The organism is Streptosporangium sp. NPDC049046, from assembly GCF_040649155.1.
GTDB lineage: Bacteria > Actinomycetota > Actinomycetes > Streptosporangiales > Streptosporangiaceae > Streptosporangium.
This window is the reverse complement of the sequence record NZ_JBEZEZ010000023.1, coordinates 42,654-60,933: the sequence shown is the minus strand read 5'-3', so window position 1 is coordinate 60,933 and position 18,280 is coordinate 42,654. Positions and strand designations below refer to the sequence as shown.

16 protein-coding genes are annotated in these 18,280 nt (G+C 69.7%); 9 read left to right on the top strand and 7 right to left on the bottom strand.

The features are described from left to right. Window positions 1–50 precede the first annotated feature (50 nt). The 3 genes from AB0B96_RS28985 (at window position 51) to AB0B96_RS28975 (ending at window position 2,898) form a co-directional block, all read left to right on the top strand. Window positions 51–632 (top strand): dihydrofolate reductase family protein, encoded by a 582-nt coding sequence (locus AB0B96_RS28985; protein ID WP_362903642.1) that lies wholly within the window; start codon window positions 51–53, stop codon window positions 630–632. Between the two features lie 487 nt (window positions 633–1,119). Further along, window positions 1,120–1,800, top strand: coding sequence for a GAF domain-containing protein (locus AB0B96_RS28980; protein WP_362903640.1), 681 nt, complete (start codon window positions 1,120–1,122; stop codon window positions 1,798–1,800). Between the two features lie 144 nt (window positions 1,801–1,944). Then, on the top strand, window positions 1,945–2,898 hold the full coding sequence (locus AB0B96_RS28975; protein WP_362903638.1) for a zinc-binding dehydrogenase: 954 nt from the start codon (window positions 1,945–1,947) through the stop codon (window positions 2,896–2,898). Window positions 2,899–2,959: 61 nt separating this feature from the next. On the opposite strand, the gene AB0B96_RS28970 is transcribed toward AB0B96_RS28975, so the two are convergent. Then, window positions 2,960–3,730, bottom strand: a complete 771-nt coding sequence (locus AB0B96_RS28970; RefSeq protein ID WP_362903636.1) for a dienelactone hydrolase family protein — start codon at window positions 3,728–3,730, stop codon at window positions 2,960–2,962. A 171-nt stretch (window positions 3,731–3,901) separates the two neighbouring features. On the opposite strand from AB0B96_RS28970, the gene AB0B96_RS28965 reads away from it, so the two are divergent. Beyond that, complete coding sequence (locus tag AB0B96_RS28965; RefSeq protein ID WP_362903634.1) at window positions 3,902–4,879, top strand: helix-turn-helix domain-containing protein; 978 nt, start codon at window positions 3,902–3,904, stop codon at window positions 4,877–4,879. Window positions 4,880–4,999: 120 nt separating this feature from the next. On the opposite strand, the gene AB0B96_RS28960 is transcribed toward AB0B96_RS28965, so the two are convergent. Both AB0B96_RS28960 and AB0B96_RS28955 read right to left on the bottom strand, forming a co-directional pair. Then, window positions 5,000–5,668 (bottom strand): response regulator transcription factor, encoded by a 669-nt coding sequence (locus AB0B96_RS28960; RefSeq protein ID WP_362903632.1) that lies wholly within the window; start codon window positions 5,666–5,668, stop codon window positions 5,000–5,002. Further along, window positions 5,665–6,876: a histidine kinase gene (locus AB0B96_RS28955; RefSeq protein WP_362903630.1), complete on the bottom strand. Its 1,212-nt coding sequence runs from the start codon at window positions 6,874–6,876 to the stop codon at window positions 5,665–5,667. The genes AB0B96_RS28960 and AB0B96_RS28955 overlap by 4 nt, the downstream gene beginning before the upstream one ends. A gap of 161 nt (window positions 6,877–7,037) precedes the next feature. Here AB0B96_RS28955 and AB0B96_RS28950 point away from each other — a divergent pair, with 161 nt between their 5' ends. After that, entirely contained in the window at window positions 7,038–8,330 is a 1,293-nt protein-coding gene (locus tag AB0B96_RS28950) for a lipase (protein ID WP_362903628.1), read from the top strand. 204 nt (window positions 8,331–8,534) lie between these two features. Here the strand turns inward: AB0B96_RS28950 and AB0B96_RS28945 are convergent, their stop codons facing one another. Beyond that, on the bottom strand, window positions 8,535–9,530 hold the full coding sequence (locus AB0B96_RS28945; protein ID WP_362903626.1) for a MerR family transcriptional regulator: 996 nt from the start codon (window positions 9,528–9,530) through the stop codon (window positions 8,535–8,537). A gap of 139 nt (window positions 9,531–9,669) precedes the next feature. Between AB0B96_RS28945 and AB0B96_RS28940 the strand changes: the two genes are divergently transcribed. Further along, window positions 9,670–10,143 (top strand): NUDIX domain-containing protein, encoded by a 474-nt coding sequence (locus AB0B96_RS28940; RefSeq protein ID WP_362903624.1) that lies wholly within the window; start codon window positions 9,670–9,672, stop codon window positions 10,141–10,143. 177 nt (window positions 10,144–10,320) lie between these two features. Here AB0B96_RS28940 and AB0B96_RS28935 read toward each other — a convergent pair whose 3' ends face one another. Beyond that, window positions 10,321–11,640, bottom strand: coding sequence for a glutaminase (locus AB0B96_RS28935; protein WP_362903622.1), 1,320 nt, complete (start codon window positions 11,638–11,640; stop codon window positions 10,321–10,323). A gap of 687 nt (window positions 11,641–12,327) precedes the next feature. Between AB0B96_RS28935 and AB0B96_RS28930 the strand changes: the two genes are divergently transcribed. Continuing rightward, window positions 12,328–13,167 carry an alpha/beta hydrolase gene (locus tag AB0B96_RS28930; protein WP_362903620.1) on the top strand — a complete coding sequence of 280 codons (840 nt, stop codon included), beginning with the start codon at window positions 12,328–12,330 and terminating at the stop codon, window positions 13,165–13,167. A 172-nt stretch (window positions 13,168–13,339) separates the two neighbouring features. On the opposite strand, the gene AB0B96_RS28925 is transcribed toward AB0B96_RS28930, so the two are convergent. Next, window positions 13,340–14,272, bottom strand: coding sequence for an NAD(P)H-binding protein (locus tag AB0B96_RS28925; RefSeq protein WP_362903618.1), 933 nt, complete (start codon window positions 14,270–14,272; stop codon window positions 13,340–13,342). Between the two features lie 62 nt (window positions 14,273–14,334). On the opposite strand from AB0B96_RS28925, the gene AB0B96_RS28920 reads away from it, so the two are divergent. Together AB0B96_RS28920 and AB0B96_RS28915 are read left to right on the top strand one after the other, a co-directional pair. Next, window positions 14,335–14,949, top strand: coding sequence for a TetR family transcriptional regulator (locus AB0B96_RS28920; RefSeq protein ID WP_362903616.1), 615 nt, complete (start codon window positions 14,335–14,337; stop codon window positions 14,947–14,949). Window positions 14,950–15,431: 482 nt separating this feature from the next. Further along, entirely contained in the window at window positions 15,432–17,126 is a 1,695-nt protein-coding gene (locus AB0B96_RS28915; protein WP_362903614.1) for a hypothetical protein, read from the top strand. Window positions 17,127–17,365: 239 nt separating this feature from the next. Here the strand turns inward: AB0B96_RS28915 and AB0B96_RS28910 are convergent, their stop codons facing one another. Then, on the bottom strand, window positions 17,366–18,169 hold the full coding sequence (locus AB0B96_RS28910; RefSeq protein ID WP_362903612.1) for a hypothetical protein: 804 nt from the start codon (window positions 18,167–18,169) through the stop codon (window positions 17,366–17,368). Window positions 18,170–18,280 lie beyond the last annotated feature (111 nt).

The following is an 18,280-nucleotide window of genomic DNA, read 5'->3' as shown; positions in this document are numbered from 1 at the left end:
ACTACGTTCCAACCACTACAAGCAGAGTACTACATTGGGAGTTAATTAATATGCGAAAGCTCGTCTACTACGTCGCCGTCTCGCTCGACGGCTACATCGCGGGCCCCGACGCCGAGTTCGACTTCTACCCCGTGTCGGACCAGATGGCCGCCTGGATCAACGACCGCTACCCCGAGACGCTCCCCACCCATGTCCGCGGGCTTGTCGGCCTTGAGGACGCGCCCAACAAGGTCTTCGACACGGTGGTGATGGGCCGCGGCACCTACGAGCCGGCCCTGGACGTCCCCACCACCAGCCCGTACGCCCACCTGCGCCAGTACGTCGTCTCCAGCACCCTGACGATCGACGACCCCACGGTGCGGGTGGAGACCGGCGACCCGGTCGAGCTCGTCCGGCGGCTGAAGGCCGAGGACACCGGCATGGACATCTACCTCTGCGGCGGCGGCAGGCTCGCCGCCTCCCTGCTCCCGGAGATCGACGAGATCATCCTCAAGGGCTACCCCGTGGTGGCGGGCGCGGGCATCTCCATGTTCTCCGGACGGTTCCGCCCCACCCTGTTCACCCCCACCCGGCGCGAGTCCTTCGACAACGGCACCCAGGTCACCTGGCTCACCAGGGCCGAGAACTCCTAACAGAATACGCAGCCGCGACAAGGACGGCACCGGGCTCGGTCCGACCATCGCCCGCGGCATCGCCCGGGCCCATCACGACGCCCTCCATGTGGAGGACGCCGCCCCGCACGGGGCACGCTTCGTCCCTCTACTCCCAGCCGCCACGTGGTGAATTACCGCTTCGCGGACCTGATCAGTAAATGACGATTCTTTACTTATATAGTATGAATATTTACTCAATAGGTGTATTTGTTCTCATAGGTCGTGTTTAGCATCAGATGTCAGTACAGGTTCTCAACATTATTCTCCAAGACGACGATGCACTCCTCGGCACGGCGAGATCATGGAGTTGACTTTGCGCAGACAGTCCGCGGAGAAGGCGGTGCGCGAACCGATCCTGAATTCGTGGCGGCGTTGTCACGCCGCCGGACTGACCCCTGGCGCCTTCGAAACACGTCTGCTCGACGACCTGGATTTCGACAGCATCCTGGTACGCGCGGCTCGGCCCGTGCTCGACCGGCTTCAGACGGCCATCGCCGACACCCCGTCAGGCGCGTTCCTCAGTGATGCGTCCGGAGTGTTGACCCAGCGCGTCTTCGGCGACACATCGATACGGACAGCCGTCGACGTCCTCGGCATCATTCCCGGCTTCAGCTACGCCGAGTCGGATATAGGCACCAACGCCACCGGCTCCGCGCTGCTGGAACGGCGAACCTACCAGGTCTCGGGAAACGAGCACTTTTGGGAGGAGTTCCAGAGATTCGCAGCCGTGGGGAGCCCGGTGCTCAACCCCCTCAGCGGGCGCGTGGAAGGGGTCGTGTGCATCGCTTCTCTGAGCGAGCGGGCGAACGCGCAGATGACGGACTTGGTCCGGCGGTCGGCCCATGAGGTCGAGCAGAGCCTGCTCGATGTGAGCGCCGGCCGCGAGCAGGCCCTGCTCAGAAGATTCCTCGACTCGGCGAAGAAAGACGGAGCCGCGACGGTCGTTTCGGACTCCATGCCCCCGGACCTCTGTCGACGCGATCGGCTCGCCCTTGAGGACGCCGCCGTGAGCCTGGTGGCGCAGGGCCGGGAGGCGGTGGTGGAGATGGCCCTCTCCGACGGCCGCACCGCCACAGTCGTCGCGCAACTGGTCACCGATTCCACCGATCTGACCGGCATCGCCGTACAAGCGTCGCTCTCCTGCTAGAGGACTCCCCCGGACATCTCGGCGTGTCCGGAGGACGTCGCTCACGGCCGCTTGACCTCGATCGAAGTTGAGGTTGGAGACTGCTCCGCGCCGGTGTCGGACAGCGGAGTACGGGAGAGCGACCACATGCGAGTGGTGAGGGCCATGAGTTTCGGAGACCCCGAGGTGCTGGTCGCGGGCGAGGCGCCGGAGCCGGTCGCCGGGCCCGGCCAGGTGGTGGTCGAGGTGTCCGTCGCGGGCATCACCTTCGTCGAGACGCAGATCCGGCGCGGCGTCGACAGGTGGCACGCCAGGCCCGAGCTGCCGTACGTGCCGGGCGGTACGGTCGCCGGCCGGGTGGCCTCGCTCGGAAAGGACGTGGACCCGGCCTGGTCGGGACGGCGCGTCCTCGCCGGCACCGGGGAGAGCGGCGGCTTCGCCGAGCGTGCGGTGGCCGCGGTGGGCGACCTGATCCCGGTGCCGGAAGAGCTGGGCCTGTCCGAGGCCGTCGCCCTGTACACCGACGGCGGCACCGCGCTGGGCCTGGTCGAGGGAGCCCGGATCCGCCCCGGTGAGTGGGTGCTGGTGGAGGCCGCGGGTGGCGGTGTCGGCAGCCTGCTGGTGCAACTCGCCCGCACGGCCGGCGCCGGGGTCGTCGCGGTCGCGCGCGGCGCGCGGAAGCTGGAGCTGGCTCGCGATCTGGGCGCGGAGGTCGCGATCGACTACTCCGATCCCGGCTGGACGGACCGGGTACGCGAGGCGACCGGCGGCGCGGGTCCCGATGTGGTGTTCGACGGGGTCGGCGGGGAGATCGGCCGGGCCGCGTTCGAGGTGACGGCGGACGGCGGCCGCTTCTCCGTCCACGGCGCCTCCAGCGGCCAGGTCACGGCGATCGACCCCGCGCGGGCGCGACGGCGCGGGGTCGAGGTGATCGGGATCGAGCAGCTCTTCGGCTTCGGACCCCGGATGGAGAAGTGGACGAGGCAGGTGATGTCGGAAGCGGTGGCGGGCCGGATCCGGCCGGTCATCGGGCAGACCTTCCCCCTGGAACGCGCCGCGGACGCACACGCCGCGATCGAGTCACGCACCGCCCTGGGGAAGACCCTGCTCCTGATCTGACAGCACCCCAGGACCTCCCCGCCGAACCACGCACCGCGATCGGCCGGAACCGTTGTGCCGCTCAGTCGGATGTCGTCCCGGCAGGTTCGGACGGGCTCAAGCGGTCGGTCAGGAAGGCAATGATCTCGTCCCTGGCCTTCAGCGTGGGATGTCCTTCCTCGTCGACGAGGTGGGCGGTGACAACGCTGTGGGGGGTCTCGATCACGTCGCCGAAGAACGGTGGCGGGCTGGTGTTCGCGGAACCGCCCGGAAGGACACGGCCGTCGAAGGCATCGCCGAGGAGCGCCCGGTAGGCGGCGAAGCGCCGGCCGGTGCACCAGCGGTCGTCATCGAAGCGGTAAGCGAGAATCTTCAGTCCGTCGCGCGCGATGCGGTCTCGGACCGCGCGTGCGTCCTCGTCGCTGATCTCCAGTCCGGCGGGGTCGTCCAGCGGCAGCGACGGGTGGTTCACCACCGGCGCGACGACAGCCGGCTCAAGCGCCATCGTGAGAGCGAAGTTGCCGGTGAAGCACAGTCCGACCGCGCCGACTCCCAGACCGCCGCATTCGCCGTGGGCTTGGCGCGCGAGCCCACGTAGCCATGCCGTGACCGGGCTGGTACCGCCCCCGGCGAACGCGCGGAACTCGGCACTGACACATGCGCGGCGGACGACCTCCATACCTCCCTCGGCCGTGGGATAGGCACCGTCGATCCCGAAAAGCGAGGGGACATAGACGGTGAAGCCCGCATCCCGCACCCACCGCGCCAGCCGAAGAACGTCAGGACTGATGCCGGGCATCTCCGGCATCAACACGACGGCCGGCCCGGAGCCCGCGGCGTACACCGTCTTCACCACCCCCTCCACATCCACGAGTCGTCGGGAGAAGTCCGTGATCATGTCGTCAAGTCCTCCGCTGGCGGTGCTCATGGGGACAGCGTGGACCGACGCCCCGGCACAGGGTGAGAGGCCAGGCCGCCATGTATGCGGGTAATCTCGCCAGAGGCCGATGGTGAGGAGGCGAACGTGAGCGCGCTGCGGGTTGGTGTCCTGGCCTATCCGGGCTGCTTCGCGTCCGAGGTGTTCGGCGTACCCGATCTCTTGACGATGGCCACGCACGTCGCCGGACCGGACGGCTCCGGATACGAGGTGTCGATCGTCTCACCTCGTCGTCGTGTCGCCGCCTCGGGTGGCGCGGCGTTGGACGTCTCACCGCTGCGCGAGGTGGACGTCCTTGTCGTGCCGGGGTTCGAGCTCATGCCAGGCCTCGACGTGGACGCGAAGCTCGCACCCCTCGCTCCCGAGATCGCGGCGATCCGCTCACACGCCGCCGCCGGCACCGCCGTCGTCTCGATCTGTGTCGGCGCGTTCCTGCTCGCCGAGGCCGGGCTCCTCGACCGACGCCGTGCCACGACCGCCTGGCTCCTCGCGGACGAACTGGCTCGACGCTGTCCGGACGCCGACGTCCGACCTGAGCATCTGGTCGTCACCGACACGGGGGTGACGACAACGGCGGCCTTCAGCGCCATGTACGACTTCGCGCTGGAGCTGATCCGCCGTCACAGCGGTGCCGGCGTGGCACGGACGACCGCACGGGTGGCGCTCGTCGACGACGCGCGATCGTCCCAGACTCCATATGTCGACGCACGATTTCTTCCGCAGCCGGGAAACGAGTTCTCCCACAGGGTCATGCGACGACTCGACCAGAACCTCGCCGCCCGATACGACCTCACCGCGTTGTCGGACACGTTCAAGGTCAGCACTCGGACGCTGCTGCGGCGCTTCGCGGACGAGACCGGCCGGAGCCCGCTGGAGTACCTGCAGTCGTCGCGTGTCCGTCGCGCCCGCCACCTCCTTGAGACCACGAACCAAACCGTCGCCCGCATATCCGCCGTGGTCGGATACAAGGACCCCGGCACGTTCGCCGCCCTCTTCGCCAAGCACACCGGACGACGCCCGGGGGACTACCGCTCGGCCTTCCGTCGTGTCGACCGATCACTCTGACGGCCAGAGCACCGACTCGCCAGGGACCACCGGCCGGGCAGGAGCCCGTGCAGCGGCCTCAAGGCGTGAAAAGCACGAAATCCCGTCCGAACAAGGTGATCGAACGGTCCCCGACATCGGTCAAAGGTCGGGGGTGGCGGGGCGGATGAGGCCGCTCTCGTAGGCGAAGACCACCACCTGGGCGCGATCACGCAGCCCGAGCTTGACCAGCACGCGGCTCAGATGCGTCTTGACCGTCGCCTCGGCCAGATGCAACGCCGCGGCGACCTCGGCGTTGGACAGCCCGCGCGCCACCTGCACCAGCACCTCGTACTCGCGCGCGGTCAACTGCGTCAGCCGCTCGTCCCGCTCGGCGGGCCCCTGTGTCATCTGTGGCGCGAACCTCTCCAGCACGCGGCGGGTGACGCGTGGCGACAGCGCCGCCTCTCCCTCCGCGACGTTGCGGATCGCGCTCAGCAGTTCCTGCGGCCGGGTGTTCTTCGGCAGGAACCCGGACGCTCCGGCCTTCAGTCCGGCGAAGGCGTACTCGTCCAGATCGAAAGTGGTCAGGATGAGCACGCGCGAACGTGGGCTGTCGCGCACGATCCTGCGGGTGGCCTCGATGCCGTCCAGGCCGGGCATGCGTACGTCCATCAGCACCACGTCCGGACGCAGGTGCCGCGCCAACCGGGCCGCCTGCTCGCCGTCATCCGCTTCTCCGGCCACCTCCATGTCCGGCTCCGCCTCGAAGACCATGCGGAAGGCCATCCGCAGCAGCGACTCGTCGTCGGCGATCAGCAGCCGGATCATCGTGGCGCTCCCAGGTTCAGCACGGCCAGCACCCGCCATCCGCCGCCCGCCACCGGTCCGGCGTCCAGGGTCCCGCCGTAGGCGGCCACCCGTTCCCGCATGCCCGCGATCCCGCGCCCGTCGTCCCGGAGCCCGGGGCGGGGCCCCGGCACCCGGGCCCCGGCACCCGGGGCCCCAGGAGCGCCGAGCACGACCGGGGCACGAACATCGGTGACCTCCACCTCGGCTCGGCGCGGCGACACGTCGACCCGCACATCGGCGCCAGCCCCGGGCGCGTGCCGCAGCGTGTTCGTCAGCGCCTCCTGAACCAGCCGGTAGATCGTGAGCTGGGCGGCGGCGGGAACCGCCTTGGTGTCACCGGTTACCCGGACACACGTCGCGAGCCCGGCCGCGCGCATCCGCTCGGCCAGCGGGCCGATCTCGGCGATCCCGGGCGCGGGCTGAAGTGTCTCCTCGAGGCGGTCCTCGTCCCAGGTGGCGTGGCCTCGGCCGGAGCCCAGGGAGTGACGCATGTCCCGCAGGGCCTGACGTCCCGTCGCGGCGATCTGTTCCATCGCCGCCGCGGCCCGGTCCGGCGCGCTGTGGCGGACGTGGGCGGCGCTGTCGGCGAGCGCGACCATGACCGACAGATTGTGAGTGACGATGTCGTGCATGTCGCGGGTCATCCGCGCGCGCTCCTCGGCGACGGCCAGCCGTGCCCGCTGCTCGCGGTCGCGTTCCAGGAAGGTCACGTACGCCCCCCGCCCCCGCACCCACAGGCCGCTCATGAGGGCGGCGCCCGCCATCGCGCTCAGCGCGGCCGCCGTGAAGGGGAACCGGCCGGGCGGCGCCCAGCGGGCGGCGGCCAGCAGCACCCCGACCTGCAGCGCGAGCGCCGCCGACAGGGTGTGACGCCACGGGCGACGCGCGGCGACCGTGTAGAGGGCCACCAGGAGGGCGGCGTCGGCGGGAAGCTGCACGTCCAACGCCCACTGGACGGCGGCGGCGAGACCGATCGCGCCCAGGACCGTCATCGGAGCGCGCCGTCTCCAGGCCAATGGCGCCACCAGCGCCGTCTGCAACGCGAGCAGCCACGAAGGACCGGACAACACCTGGCCGGGTCCGAGCGTGGCCAGGAACAGCGCGGCGGCGAGCAGCGCGTCGAGGGGCATGGTCGACCATCGGCTCGGCGCGATGAGGCGGGCCGCCGGATGGCCGGCTGGTTCCATGCACTTCACCCTAGGTCTCCTGCGGGTTCGCTCCCGCTCCTCCCCGGGGATGACCGTCATCCGAAAGTCGCATGCGCGCGCACGACCTCCGCCGCTGGCCCGCGGGCGTGCCGGACTGCCAGCCTCGTCGGACACCCCTTTTCCGGTTGAGGAGCCTTCACATGCCCATTGTCACGAAAAATATGGATTTGGCCGTTGATGCCAAGGCCACTGGCTCGTCCGCCGTCTCCAGCAGCCCGGCGTCCGCCGTCTCGAAAGCCGCACGCACCGCAGGCAAGGTCGCGGGGCTGGCCGTACTGGTGCTGGCGACCTGCCCGCCCGCGGCCGGCGCCGACGCCGGGAGACCGATCGGGGTGAGCCTGCCCGCGCCCGGCGGCCCCTATACGGTCGGGACCGTCGCCATGCGACTGGTCGACCGCTCGCGGCCCGACCCACTGGTGGCGGCCAAGCCGTACCGAGAACTGATGATCAGTCTGTGGTATCCGGCGACGGGCGGCGGACCGCTCGCGCCGCACATGCCGCCACTGGCCGCCGCCGACTGGGATCGGCACTCGGCACCGCCCCTGGGCATCGCCAAGGGCGCCGTCGCCTGGGCCGCCACGCGCACGCATGCCCGCGTGGGCGCGCCGGTCGAACCGCGCGCGGGCAGGCTGCCGGTGGTGCTGTTCGGTTCGGGGGACGGCGGGCCGCGCACGCTGGGCACCACCCTGGTCGAGGACCTGGCCTCGCGCGGCTACCTGGTCGTCACCGTCGACCACACCTACGAGGCCGACCAGGTGGAGTTTCCCGGCCGACGCCTGGTACGCGCCCTGCCGCTGCCCGCGAAGCTGACGCCGAAGGTCATCGCCAAGCTGCTGGCCGAACACGCGACGGCACGCCTGGCGGACATGCGCTACGTTCTGGACCGGGTGACCGCCCTGGCCCACGGCCGCCCCATCGGCGGCAGGCTGCCCACGGGGATGCTCGGCGCACCCGACGCCTCGCGGGTCGGGGTACTGGGACAGTCGCTGGGCGGGTCGGTCGCCGCGCAACTGACTCGCGAGGACGCCCGCGTGGACGCGGGCGTCAACCTCGACGGCGCCTATGTCGGCCCGGTGGCCGCCCGGGGTGCGGCCAAGCCGTTCCTGCAACTGGCGGCCGAGACCCACACGCGTGACAGCGAGCCGAGCTGGAAGTCGTTCTGGCGGGCCTCGACCGGATGGAAGCGGGAGCTGCGCTTCAAGGGCGCGGCCCACGGCTCGTTCACCGACCTGCAGCCGCTGCTGCCGCAGATCGCGACCACACTCCCCAAGGTGCCGCTCGCGGACTACGTGGGCACGATCGACCCCGGTCGTTCGGTGGCGGCCCAGCGCGCCTACGTCGGGGCCTTCTTCGACCTGCACCTGCGAGGCAAGCCGACCCGCCTGTTCGAGGGCCCCGACACTCGCTTCCCCGAGGTCTCCCTCATCCCCTGAATCCACGGGTCCCGCCCACGCGGCCGGTTCCCCGGTCAGGCATCCCGGACGACGGCGCGGGGCAGTCACCTCTCCCGCATGCGCCCGAGCCCTGCCCCTGCGAAGAGGGCCCGAACGCCGGCCGTTCTCCAGCCGTGATCGGCACGACCGCGTCGGCTGCCGGCCTCGCCCGTCTCCTCTTTCCGGCGCGCCCGGTTCGCCGTCTCACCGGGCCGAGGCACGAAGAGCCGCCGCGATCCACGCGAAGAGCTCGGGACCCTCCTCATCACCGGCGGGCGGCGTCCCGTTGATCACGGCCACCAGGGACAGGTACCTGCCGTGGGTCGCGTCGTAGCGGGCCTCCTCGTGGGAATCCTCGCGCCGGATCTCCTCGACGAGGAGGAAGGCCGTGGCCATTCGCTCCCGCGACTCGGCCGCGGTCTGCCCGCCGACGGCCTCGGCGGACGCGTTCGCCAGGCGAACGACCAGCTCCCGCGCTCGGGGAGAGTCCGCCGGCAGCCCGGAACGATACGCCTCCACGATCTCCTCCCCGACCTTCGCCCCCTCCTCGTGGATGAAGTCCCACACCGGTGCGGCGGCCATGCGCCGTCCGGGGAACGTGCCGTAGGTGTCCCGGAGATAGGAGCGGACCGCGTCACGGAACTCCTCGCCCCGCAGCAGGTCGGCCAGCTCGATCCAGGCTTCGAGCTGGGCGGCGGTGGGGTCCTCCGGCAGGCTCGGTCGCATCGTCCGCAACCGCTCGACGAAGCCGGGGGGTACGTCGAGATCCTCGCCGACCTCGTTCCAGAAGTCGTCGACGAGCCGCTCGCGCTCCTCGTCGGGCATCGAGACGAGTTTGTGCATCAAGGTCACCTGCGCGGCCGTTCCGCCCTGCTTGACCAGGGTTCTCAGCACGGCCCGCCTGGCCCGAAGGGCTCGCTCCTGACGCTCGACGAGCTCCAGGTGCGTCGCGAGGAGATCGTGCAGCGACGTCTCGCCGTCGAGCAGCCCGCGGATGTCGTCCAGGCCGGCGTCCAGGTCACGCAGGGTGCGGATGAGCTCCAGCCGGGCGATCGCCCGGACGTCGTACAGGCGGTAGCCCGCCTCGGTCACATCTGTGGGCGCGATGACCCCGGCGTCGGAGTAGTAGCGGATGGCGCTGACACTCAGACCGGTCCGGCGTGCCACGTCCCCGATCGGATACAGCTCGTTGTCGTCCATGCCGCCACTATGGTGTCTCAAGCGGCTTGAGACTCAAGTCCCCTCGCCACCGTCATGCGGCCGCACTCGACCTGTGGAATCCCCGCGCCGGACGCGTGGACGATCACGTTGAGGTTCCTGCCACGTAGGGTTACCAAGCATGGGCGTTCACACACCTGACACGTCGGCCTGCACGACGCGAAGAGGGCGACCGGCGTTCGTCGTGAACGTCGAGGTCTTCCTGGAGCGCGACGGCCGCTGGCTGCTCATCCGACGCGGGACGCGGGAGGCCCACGCTCCCGGTGCGCTGGCCGGTGTCGGCGGCAAGGTCGAACTCGACGGCGCCGGAGCCGACGTCCTGGAGGAGACCGCACGCCGGGAGGTGGCCGAGGAGATCGGCGTCGACGCGACGGGCGTCGTGCTCACCTACGTGGAGAGCGCGTTCTTCACGACCGACGACGGCGACCCGGTGATCAACGTGGTCTTCCGCGCTGAGCTGCCGGCGCACGCTCGGCCCATCGCCGCCTCACCGCAGGAAGTGGCCGGACTCGTCTGGCTCACCGTCGCCGAGGCCGAAGCCGACGCGAACTGCCCGCCGTGGGTTCTGCGCGGCCTCCGACGCGCGGCGTCATAGAACGACCGCGACAGCGGCCGCGCTCCTTCTCCCGAACGGGGTCCTCCGCGTCGACGCCAACGCCGTCACCACGGTGAAACCTCTGGCCGCGTTCGGCTTCCCCATCGCCTTCGTTGTGCGGGCGACCGGCCGGCAGCACCGTCGCGGTCAGCACGGCCACCGGGCTCACCGCTCCTGTCATGCCTCCCCTGAACGACCGCCGCCCTGGACCACCGTGCGCGGTGGGCTCACGGCTTCCTCGACGTCGCCTATCACCGTGACTCGGCCGCCGTCACCGGGATCGGGGTCGGGGATGATCGATTCCGGGTCGACGAGGTAGACCTCGCGTCCGTCCAGCGTGAGCCGACGCACGACCTCCAGCAGCATGCGCCGTGACACGTCGTCGATCGAGTGGACCATCGTGAGGTCCAAGGCCACCCTCGCCTCCGCGGGCGCGGTGTCCAGGACCTCTCGAACCACCCTCTCGGCTCCGGCGAAGCGGATCCCGCCCTGCAGCTGGAAGACCCGGATCGCGTCCGGTCCGCTGCCGACGACCTGGTTGGATCGCACCACCGCACGCGCGGCGGCCGGGACCTCCATCACGTGCAGCCCCATGTCGGAGGAGAATCGTTCGAACAGCGACACTCCTCGGACGCTGTTGCCGTGGGGATCCAGTCGCGGTGAGAACGTGGCGATGCCGATCTGGCCGGGGAGCGCGCCGATCAGGCCCCCGGCCACGCCGCTCTTCGCCGGAATGCCCACCTGGGTCGCCCAGTCACCGGCCGCGTCGTACATTCCGCAGGTGGCCATGACGCTCAGCACCTGGCGCACCACCGGCCCGCGTACCACCTGCTCACCGGTGAGAGGGTTCACCCCCCGGTTGGCCAGCGTCGCGGCCATGATGGCCAGGTCTCGGGCGGTGACGAGCACGGAGCACTGGCGGATGTAGCCGTCGACGACGGCTCTCGGGTCCTCGGTGAGGATGTCGTGGCTGCGGAGCATGTACGCGATGGCGAGGTTGCGGTGCGCGCTCTCCATCTCTGACGCGCACACCACCTCGTCCACCTTCAGCCGACGACCGGCGAAGGCCGAAAGGCCGTCGACCACGCGCTCCACACGCTCTGCCGGACTCAGGTCCTCCGAGCCGGCCATCGAGTGGGTCGTGATCGCGCCAGCGTTGATCATGGGATTGAGCGGGCGCCCGGTATCACTTTCGAGGGAGATCTCGTTGAACGCCTCTCCCGACGGCTCGACACCGACTTTGGCGAGCACGGGGTCGAATCCACGATCAGACAGGGCCAGCGCATACGTGAACGGCTTGGAGATCGACTGGATCGTGAACTCGACATCGATGTCACCGGCACCGTAGACCGCGCCGTCGACCATGGCGAAGACCGCGCCGAGGCGCTCGGGCTCCGCTGCCGCGAGCTCGGGAATGTACCCCGCCGGCTCTCCGGAGGTGTCCGACCTCACATCTTCGAGTACCTCGGCCAGATAGTCGGGAATGACCGACCGCATTCTTCCTCCTCCATACGGATGTGCGACCTCCGCGCCGTGACATCAGCGCTGCAGCCATCATCCTGCGGGTACCTTCCGGCATCCGTGGACGCCTCACCGGATCACAACGTCGACGCGTGATCGATCGGTCTCATGACCCGCTCCGTGCGGCGTACGTGACCGGTGCGATGTCGGCAGGTGCCGGTCGCGGAACACACCACCGTTCGCGGCAAAGTCCGGCGGGGCAGATGAGAACGTCTCCCCGGCGTGAACGACGCTACGGCGGCCATCCGACCGGCGTCCAGGACATGTACGGACGCGGGACGACAGGAGTCGTCCATCGATTCGGCGAAGGCGGCCGGAGCCGTCCGAACGATGTGGTGAATCGCGGAGTCACTCGAACGTCGGCACCGCTTGACCTTGACACGGTGAGAAGGCTTTCACTGCTGCCAAGGAGGTGGTCCCCATGCTCGAACGGGACGTGGTGGCGGTGCCCGCGACAGCGGTTCTTCTCGTAGAGCTCCCGTTTGGCGGGCAAACTCACCCGGAAGGTCGTCACCTACCGGCTGAAGCCGTGGTCGTCGGCGACCTCTCCTCGTATCCGCCGGCCGGTTCTGCTCCGCGCGCTCGTCGACGCGTCGAACAGGTCCGGCCGACTCGTTCCACATTTCAACGCGCTCGACGCGCGAAGAGGGGGTGCGATCCGTCATGACCATGATCTACAAGTCCGAGGCCGGTGAACGCGAGCTCCGCGACCACTACCGGCAGGTGCTGGAGGCCTGGCCGGTTCCCGCCGAGCACCTGTGGGTGCCGACGCGCGAGGGCGAGACCTTCGTCCTGGCCTGCGGCCCGCAGGACGCGCCGCCCCTGGTGCTGCTGCACGGCTCGGGTGCGAACACGTCGATGTGGCGAGGAGATGTCGCCACCTGGTCTCGGCACTTCCGCACCTACGCCGTCGACCTCGTCGGCGAGCCGGGCCTGAGCGCGCCCTCGCGCCCCGCCCTGGACTCTGACGCGGTATCCCGCTGGCTGGACGACGTACGGGAAGGACTTCAGATCACCAACGCCGCGTTCGTCGGCACGTCCTTGGGCGGCTGGACGGCCCTGGACTACGCTATCCGCCGTCCAGAGCGAGTGACCCGCCTGGTGCTGATGTGCCCCGGCGGCGTGGGACGGCAGAAGGTCGGCTGGATCTTCAAGGCCCTGCTGACCCGCCCGTTCCGACGCGACGGACTACGCGGGTCGGCGATGGCCGTCGCGGGACTGGACGGGGAGAAGAACCGGCAGGCGCTCGACGCCGTCGTCCTGACGTTCACGCACTTCAACCCGCGCAGGGAGAAGCTGCCGGTATTCCCCGACGAGGCGTTGCGCGGCCTCACCATGCCCGTACTCGTCATCGTCGGTGGCCGCGACGCCATGCTCGACTCCCACCAGACCGCCCGGCGTGTCCGTGAGTGCGTCCCGCACTCGACCGTGCACCTGCTCCCCGAAGCCGGTCACGCCATCTTCGGCCAGGCCGAGCCGATCGCCGAGTTCCTGCGGGCCTGAGGTGAAAGGTCACTCGACGCCGAAAGCCCTGTCGGCATCCTGCCCGAGACCACGGTCCGCGCCTGGATTCACCAACCTGTTTCACGTGATTCCCCTGGCCTGTGCTCATGCGGTGGGACCGGCTTCGGGGTTGGTAAGGCGTGAGCGGGGTTGTCAGCAGAGATCGGCTGGTTCATCGGGTGGGGCCCCCGGTGAACGACGTGGCGTGGTCGGTGACCCACCGGCGGAAGGTCCGCGCCGGCCTTCCGAGGAGGTCGGACACCGTCGAGGTGACGTACGCCGGGTGTCCCGTCGTGGCGTTCCACGCCGCGAGGAGCATGTCCACGGCCGGGCGCGAGGCTTCCGGGGTCTCGCGCCGAAAGTCGTCGGGCGGCAGTTCCTCGAACGTCAGCCGACGGCCCAGCACGTCTCCGATGACGCGTACCTGTTCGGCCTGGGTGAGCGACTCGGGGCCGGTCAGGACGTAGTCACCGCCGGCGTGCCCGCCCTCGCGCAGGATCCGCGCGACGACCGCGGCCACGTCCCGATCGTCGACCGGGGCCGTCTCGGCAGCGCCGTACGGCCACCGGACCACGCCGTCGCCACGGATCGCGGCGGACCACCAGAACAGGGCGTTCGACGCGAACATCCCCGGCCGGACGATCGTCGCGTCGAGGCCGGTGGCCGCGATGTGCTCCTCGATCTCGGCGTGCAGCGCCGCCATCGGGTTCGGTTGCCGGAAGAACGGGTGCGGGGTCCGGTGCGGTGCGGACAGGTAGACGACCCGCTGCGCGTGGGCGGCCAGCCGGTCGACGACGGCCGCCGCGGTCTGCGGCGGGGCGGTCCAGACCAGGAAGACCGTGCCGACGGTGAGCAGCGCGGCGTCGAGCGATTCGGGCACCGTGAGATCACCGGTGACGATCTCGACGTCGGCGGGCAGCGTCGCCGCCGACTCGGAGCGGCGCACCAGGGCTCGGACCGGCACGTCCGCGTCGGTCAGCAGGTCGACCACGGCCCGGCCGATGCGTCCGGTCGCCCCGGTGACGAGCACCGGAGGCCTTCCCGCGGGTGTGATGGCAGCCCCGCCGTCGTCGACGGGGTGCGACGTTGTTTCTGTCTGTTCCATTGCACCATCTTTTCGTTACCGAGTTAAAAACACAACTCAGTAACAAATGTTACCCTGACGAGGTGAGCGAGCCGGTCGGGCTGCGGGCCCGCAAGAAGGTACGAACCCGGGACGCGATCGCCGAGGCGGCGATCTCGCTGTTCCTGACGCACGGGTTCGACCAGGTATCGGTGTCCGACATCGCCGCGACGGCCGAGGTGTCGAAACCGACGCTGTTCCGCTACTTCGCCACCAAGGAAGACCTGATCCTGCACCGCTTCGCCGACCACAGCGGCGAGGCCGCACGCGTGGTCCGCGACCGGCCCCCCGGAATCACGCCGATGACGGCGCTGCACCGGCACTTCCTGACCGCTCTCGATCGCTTCGAGCCGGTCACCGGCCTCAACGACCACCCCGAGGTGGTCGCGTTCCATCGGCTGGTGTTCACCACGCCAAGCCTGGCGGGACGGCTCCTGCAGTACATGCTCGACGACGAGGACGCGTTGGCCGCCGCCCTCGACCCGGGCGTCCGGGGCCGGCTGCAGGCCGCCCAGGTGATCGCGGTTCAACGCGTACTGGCCAGGACCAACTGGCAGAAGATCGCCGACGGGCGGACCGCACACGACGTGCGACCCGAGGCGGTCGCCGACGCGGACCACGCCTTCGCCCGACTGCGCCACGCGACGGACAGCCCCTAGCCCGCCGCGCCCGCATCTTCCACGAGCCGAAACCAGCCCGCCCAGCGTCCGCAGGACCTCGGAAACGACGAGATCCCGTCCGATCACGTGATCGGACGGGATCTCGTCGACTGTTCCTGAGCCAACTAGGAACGCCCCCTGGCGGGAGGGGTTCATGAGAGCGGATTACCTGGCGGAACAGGCGCACCCGAAGATCGCTTCCCGTGTGAAGGTTGATCGTTTCCCAGTGCCGCCGACTGGACTTCCACGTCCAAGGTGAACGGTTCGCCCGGCAGGCACCCGTTCCCGCGCAGGGCATCGGCGAGCAGGAGCGGCGGTCCGGGGGCACGGATTTGCGTGTGCATCGTACCGACCGATGCTCTGGACGACAGTCCCACGCTATGCGAATATGTGTTCGATTGACGAAGATCGTCAAAGAGGACGGGTCCGGTAGCCATGCCGGGGTGCTCGACTTGCCCCTTCTTCTCCAGAATGGAGTGTCTGTGCGCCCATCAACCTCTGCCCGTGCTTCTCTGTCCCGCCGATTAGTCGCCTGGGCCGGGCCCCTGCTCCTCACGGCGGCCCTGCTCGTCACTCAGGTGCCCACCGCCGCGACCGCCGCAGCCGCCCTGACCGTCACCGACCTCGGCGTCGCCGGAAAGGGTGGGGACGTGGTGGCGCGCAGCAGGAAGGTCTTCGTCGCCGCCGGCGACCGGATCGTGGTCGCGTCCACCGACGGCAAGGTCATCGACACGATCACCGGCCTGTCCGGCGCTGTCGCCCTGGCCTCGCCGGAGAGCGGCGGGAAGGTGTACGCGGCGCTGCGCGATTCGCATGAAGTGATCGAGATCGACATCGCCACGCTCGCCATCACCAGGCGCGTCGACCTCACCGCGTACCCGTGCCCGTCGAGTCTGGCGCAGGAGTACGACCGGCTGTGGATCGGATTCGGTTGCGGCGAAGAGGGACAGGGAGGGGTTCTCGGCCTCGTCACGTGGCCGGCCCCACCCACCCCCGCCGTCCGGGTGGGGCCGGCCACGACCCAGGCTCCGCTCGTCGCCGTCGCCGGGAACACGCTGGTGGCCGGGGAGCCGGGAGTCAGCCCCGCCACCGTCAAGGTGTACGACATCAGCACCACGCCTGCCACTTCGCGCGGCGAGATCCGCGGAGAGGCGAACGAGCTGCCGGCCCTGCGGGATCTCGCGCTCGCCGAGCACGGATCGGCGGCGCTGTCGGCGTTGGACGACACCCGCCGGTTCGACGCCTGGGACACGACGGCCCTGACTCAGGGCCGCGCCTACGACAGCAGCGGATTCGGCGAGCACGGCCTCCCCACCGCCGTCGCGGCCAGCCCGGACGCCCCCTACGTCGTGGGCGGCTGGAACTCCCCCGCGGGCGACGCGGCGGAGCTCGTGGTGTACGACGCGACCACCTCGGAGGTCATCTACACAGCCGCCCACCAGGGGAAGACCGTGGTAGCGGGCAGCATCGAGTTCTACGGCACACTCACCTTCGCGGTTTTGAAGGAGCCCGGCACCGGGCGCATGCATCTCTGGCGGCTGCCGCCCTCGCCCTACCACTCCTCCACGCTGAGCTTGACGGCTCCCTCCAAGGTGACCGCGCTCAAGCAGTCGACCTTCAGCGGACGACTCACGCTGAGCAGCGGACCGCCACCCGGCGTACAGACGCTCGAACTGCACAGCTGGCTCCCCGACGGCACACCCAGGCCGTTCCAGGAGATCACCACGGCGGCGGACGGGACCTACCGATTCACCGACGCGCCACCGTCCATCGGGGCGTTCAAGTATCAGGTGTACTGGCCGGGCAACTCATGGTTCCGGGGGAGCGGCTCCTCGGTGACCGTCACGGTGGCCTTGTACGAGCCGACGCTCACCGTGACCGGACCGGCGGCGGGCGACGTCGGCGAGCGACTCGACTTCAGCGGCACCTTCGGCGCCGACGGCATCACTTTCCCGCGGACGATCGTCACCGTCTCGCGCAAGGTCGTCGGCCTCGATGGCAGCGTCACCTCGAAGAGCCTGGTGAAGTTGACCCCCGCCGCCGACGGGTCGTTCGGCTTCTCCGATACGCCGACCATGGCCGGCGAACACACCTACACCGTCATCTTGTTCGGCAACTCGACCATCGAGTCAGCGAGCACCACCCACGCGGTCGCCGTCCTCCAGCCGCCCGCGTAACCATCCCGACCCTTGGGTGACGGCGACCCGGCTCGCCGTCACCCAGGCTTTCCCAAAGGGACTACAGATCGCCAAGAGGTGGCCGAGTAGACCGGCGTCGATGTGACAAAAGTCGTGCTCACCTGCCTGTCGCCACGCTCGGCTTCCCCACCGCCTTCGCCCACAGCCATCGCGACCTCACCGGAGGGCTCCCGTCGACATCAGCGCGAAGTCGGCGATCACGGCGACCGCTCGCCGGCTCATGCCTCCGACGTGGTCTGGGCGGCCGGTTGGCGGCGCGGGGCGGCGAGGTCGTGGGCGGAGCGGGCCAGCCAGATCATGACCAGGACGCTCGAGACCACACCGAGTGGCTCGACAGCGATTCCCTCATCCTGGAACGGCAGTGCCGCCAGTAGCAGCAAGATGGGCACCACCAGGGCGGCGATGCCGTACGTGACGGTCGCCCTCCCCCAGCGGTCGTCGCCCGCCTGGGCCCGCAGGATCAGCACCGTCCAGGCCAGGGCTGCCAGGCCACAGACCATCTCCACCCAATCCGGGACGGACAGGCCGACGAGGTCGAGCACGCCGATGACGGTGAAACCGCCGTACCCCAGCACCCCCGCGCCCCGCGTGTACTCGCGGTCGCGATCCAGCACCCGCATGAACAGCAGCACGACCACCAACATCACCGCGGAGTCGATCACCGCCGTATCCGCCCAGATCAACGACGCGGTGACGTGGATCAGCCACATCGTGGCCACCTCGACGTAGAGCGCCACACGCAACCGCAGGGTGTTCCGGTCCTGCTGGGGCGGCGGTCCCGCCGACGGCCCGCGCAGGATCTGCCAGATCCCCCATGCCCAGGACAGCCCGGCCAGGACCAGGAGGAGCAGGTTCTGCCCTGTCCCCGCGAAGTCTTCGGGCATGGCCGTGAACAGCGTCAGCCGGCACAACGGGCCGAGGTCGCCGAAGATCAGGGCGACGACGACGGCGACCGTCAGCGCGGCGCCGTACAGACCGGTGACGAGCAGGGCGGGCAGGGCCGAACGGTGACGACGTAACACAGGAGGCTTCCTGAGGATTCGGGGGGACGGGAGCGAATGCCTCACCCTACAGTCGATCATGAGAAGTGGCATCGGACGGAGAGCGTACGATCACGAGAAGTGGCGCCGGGC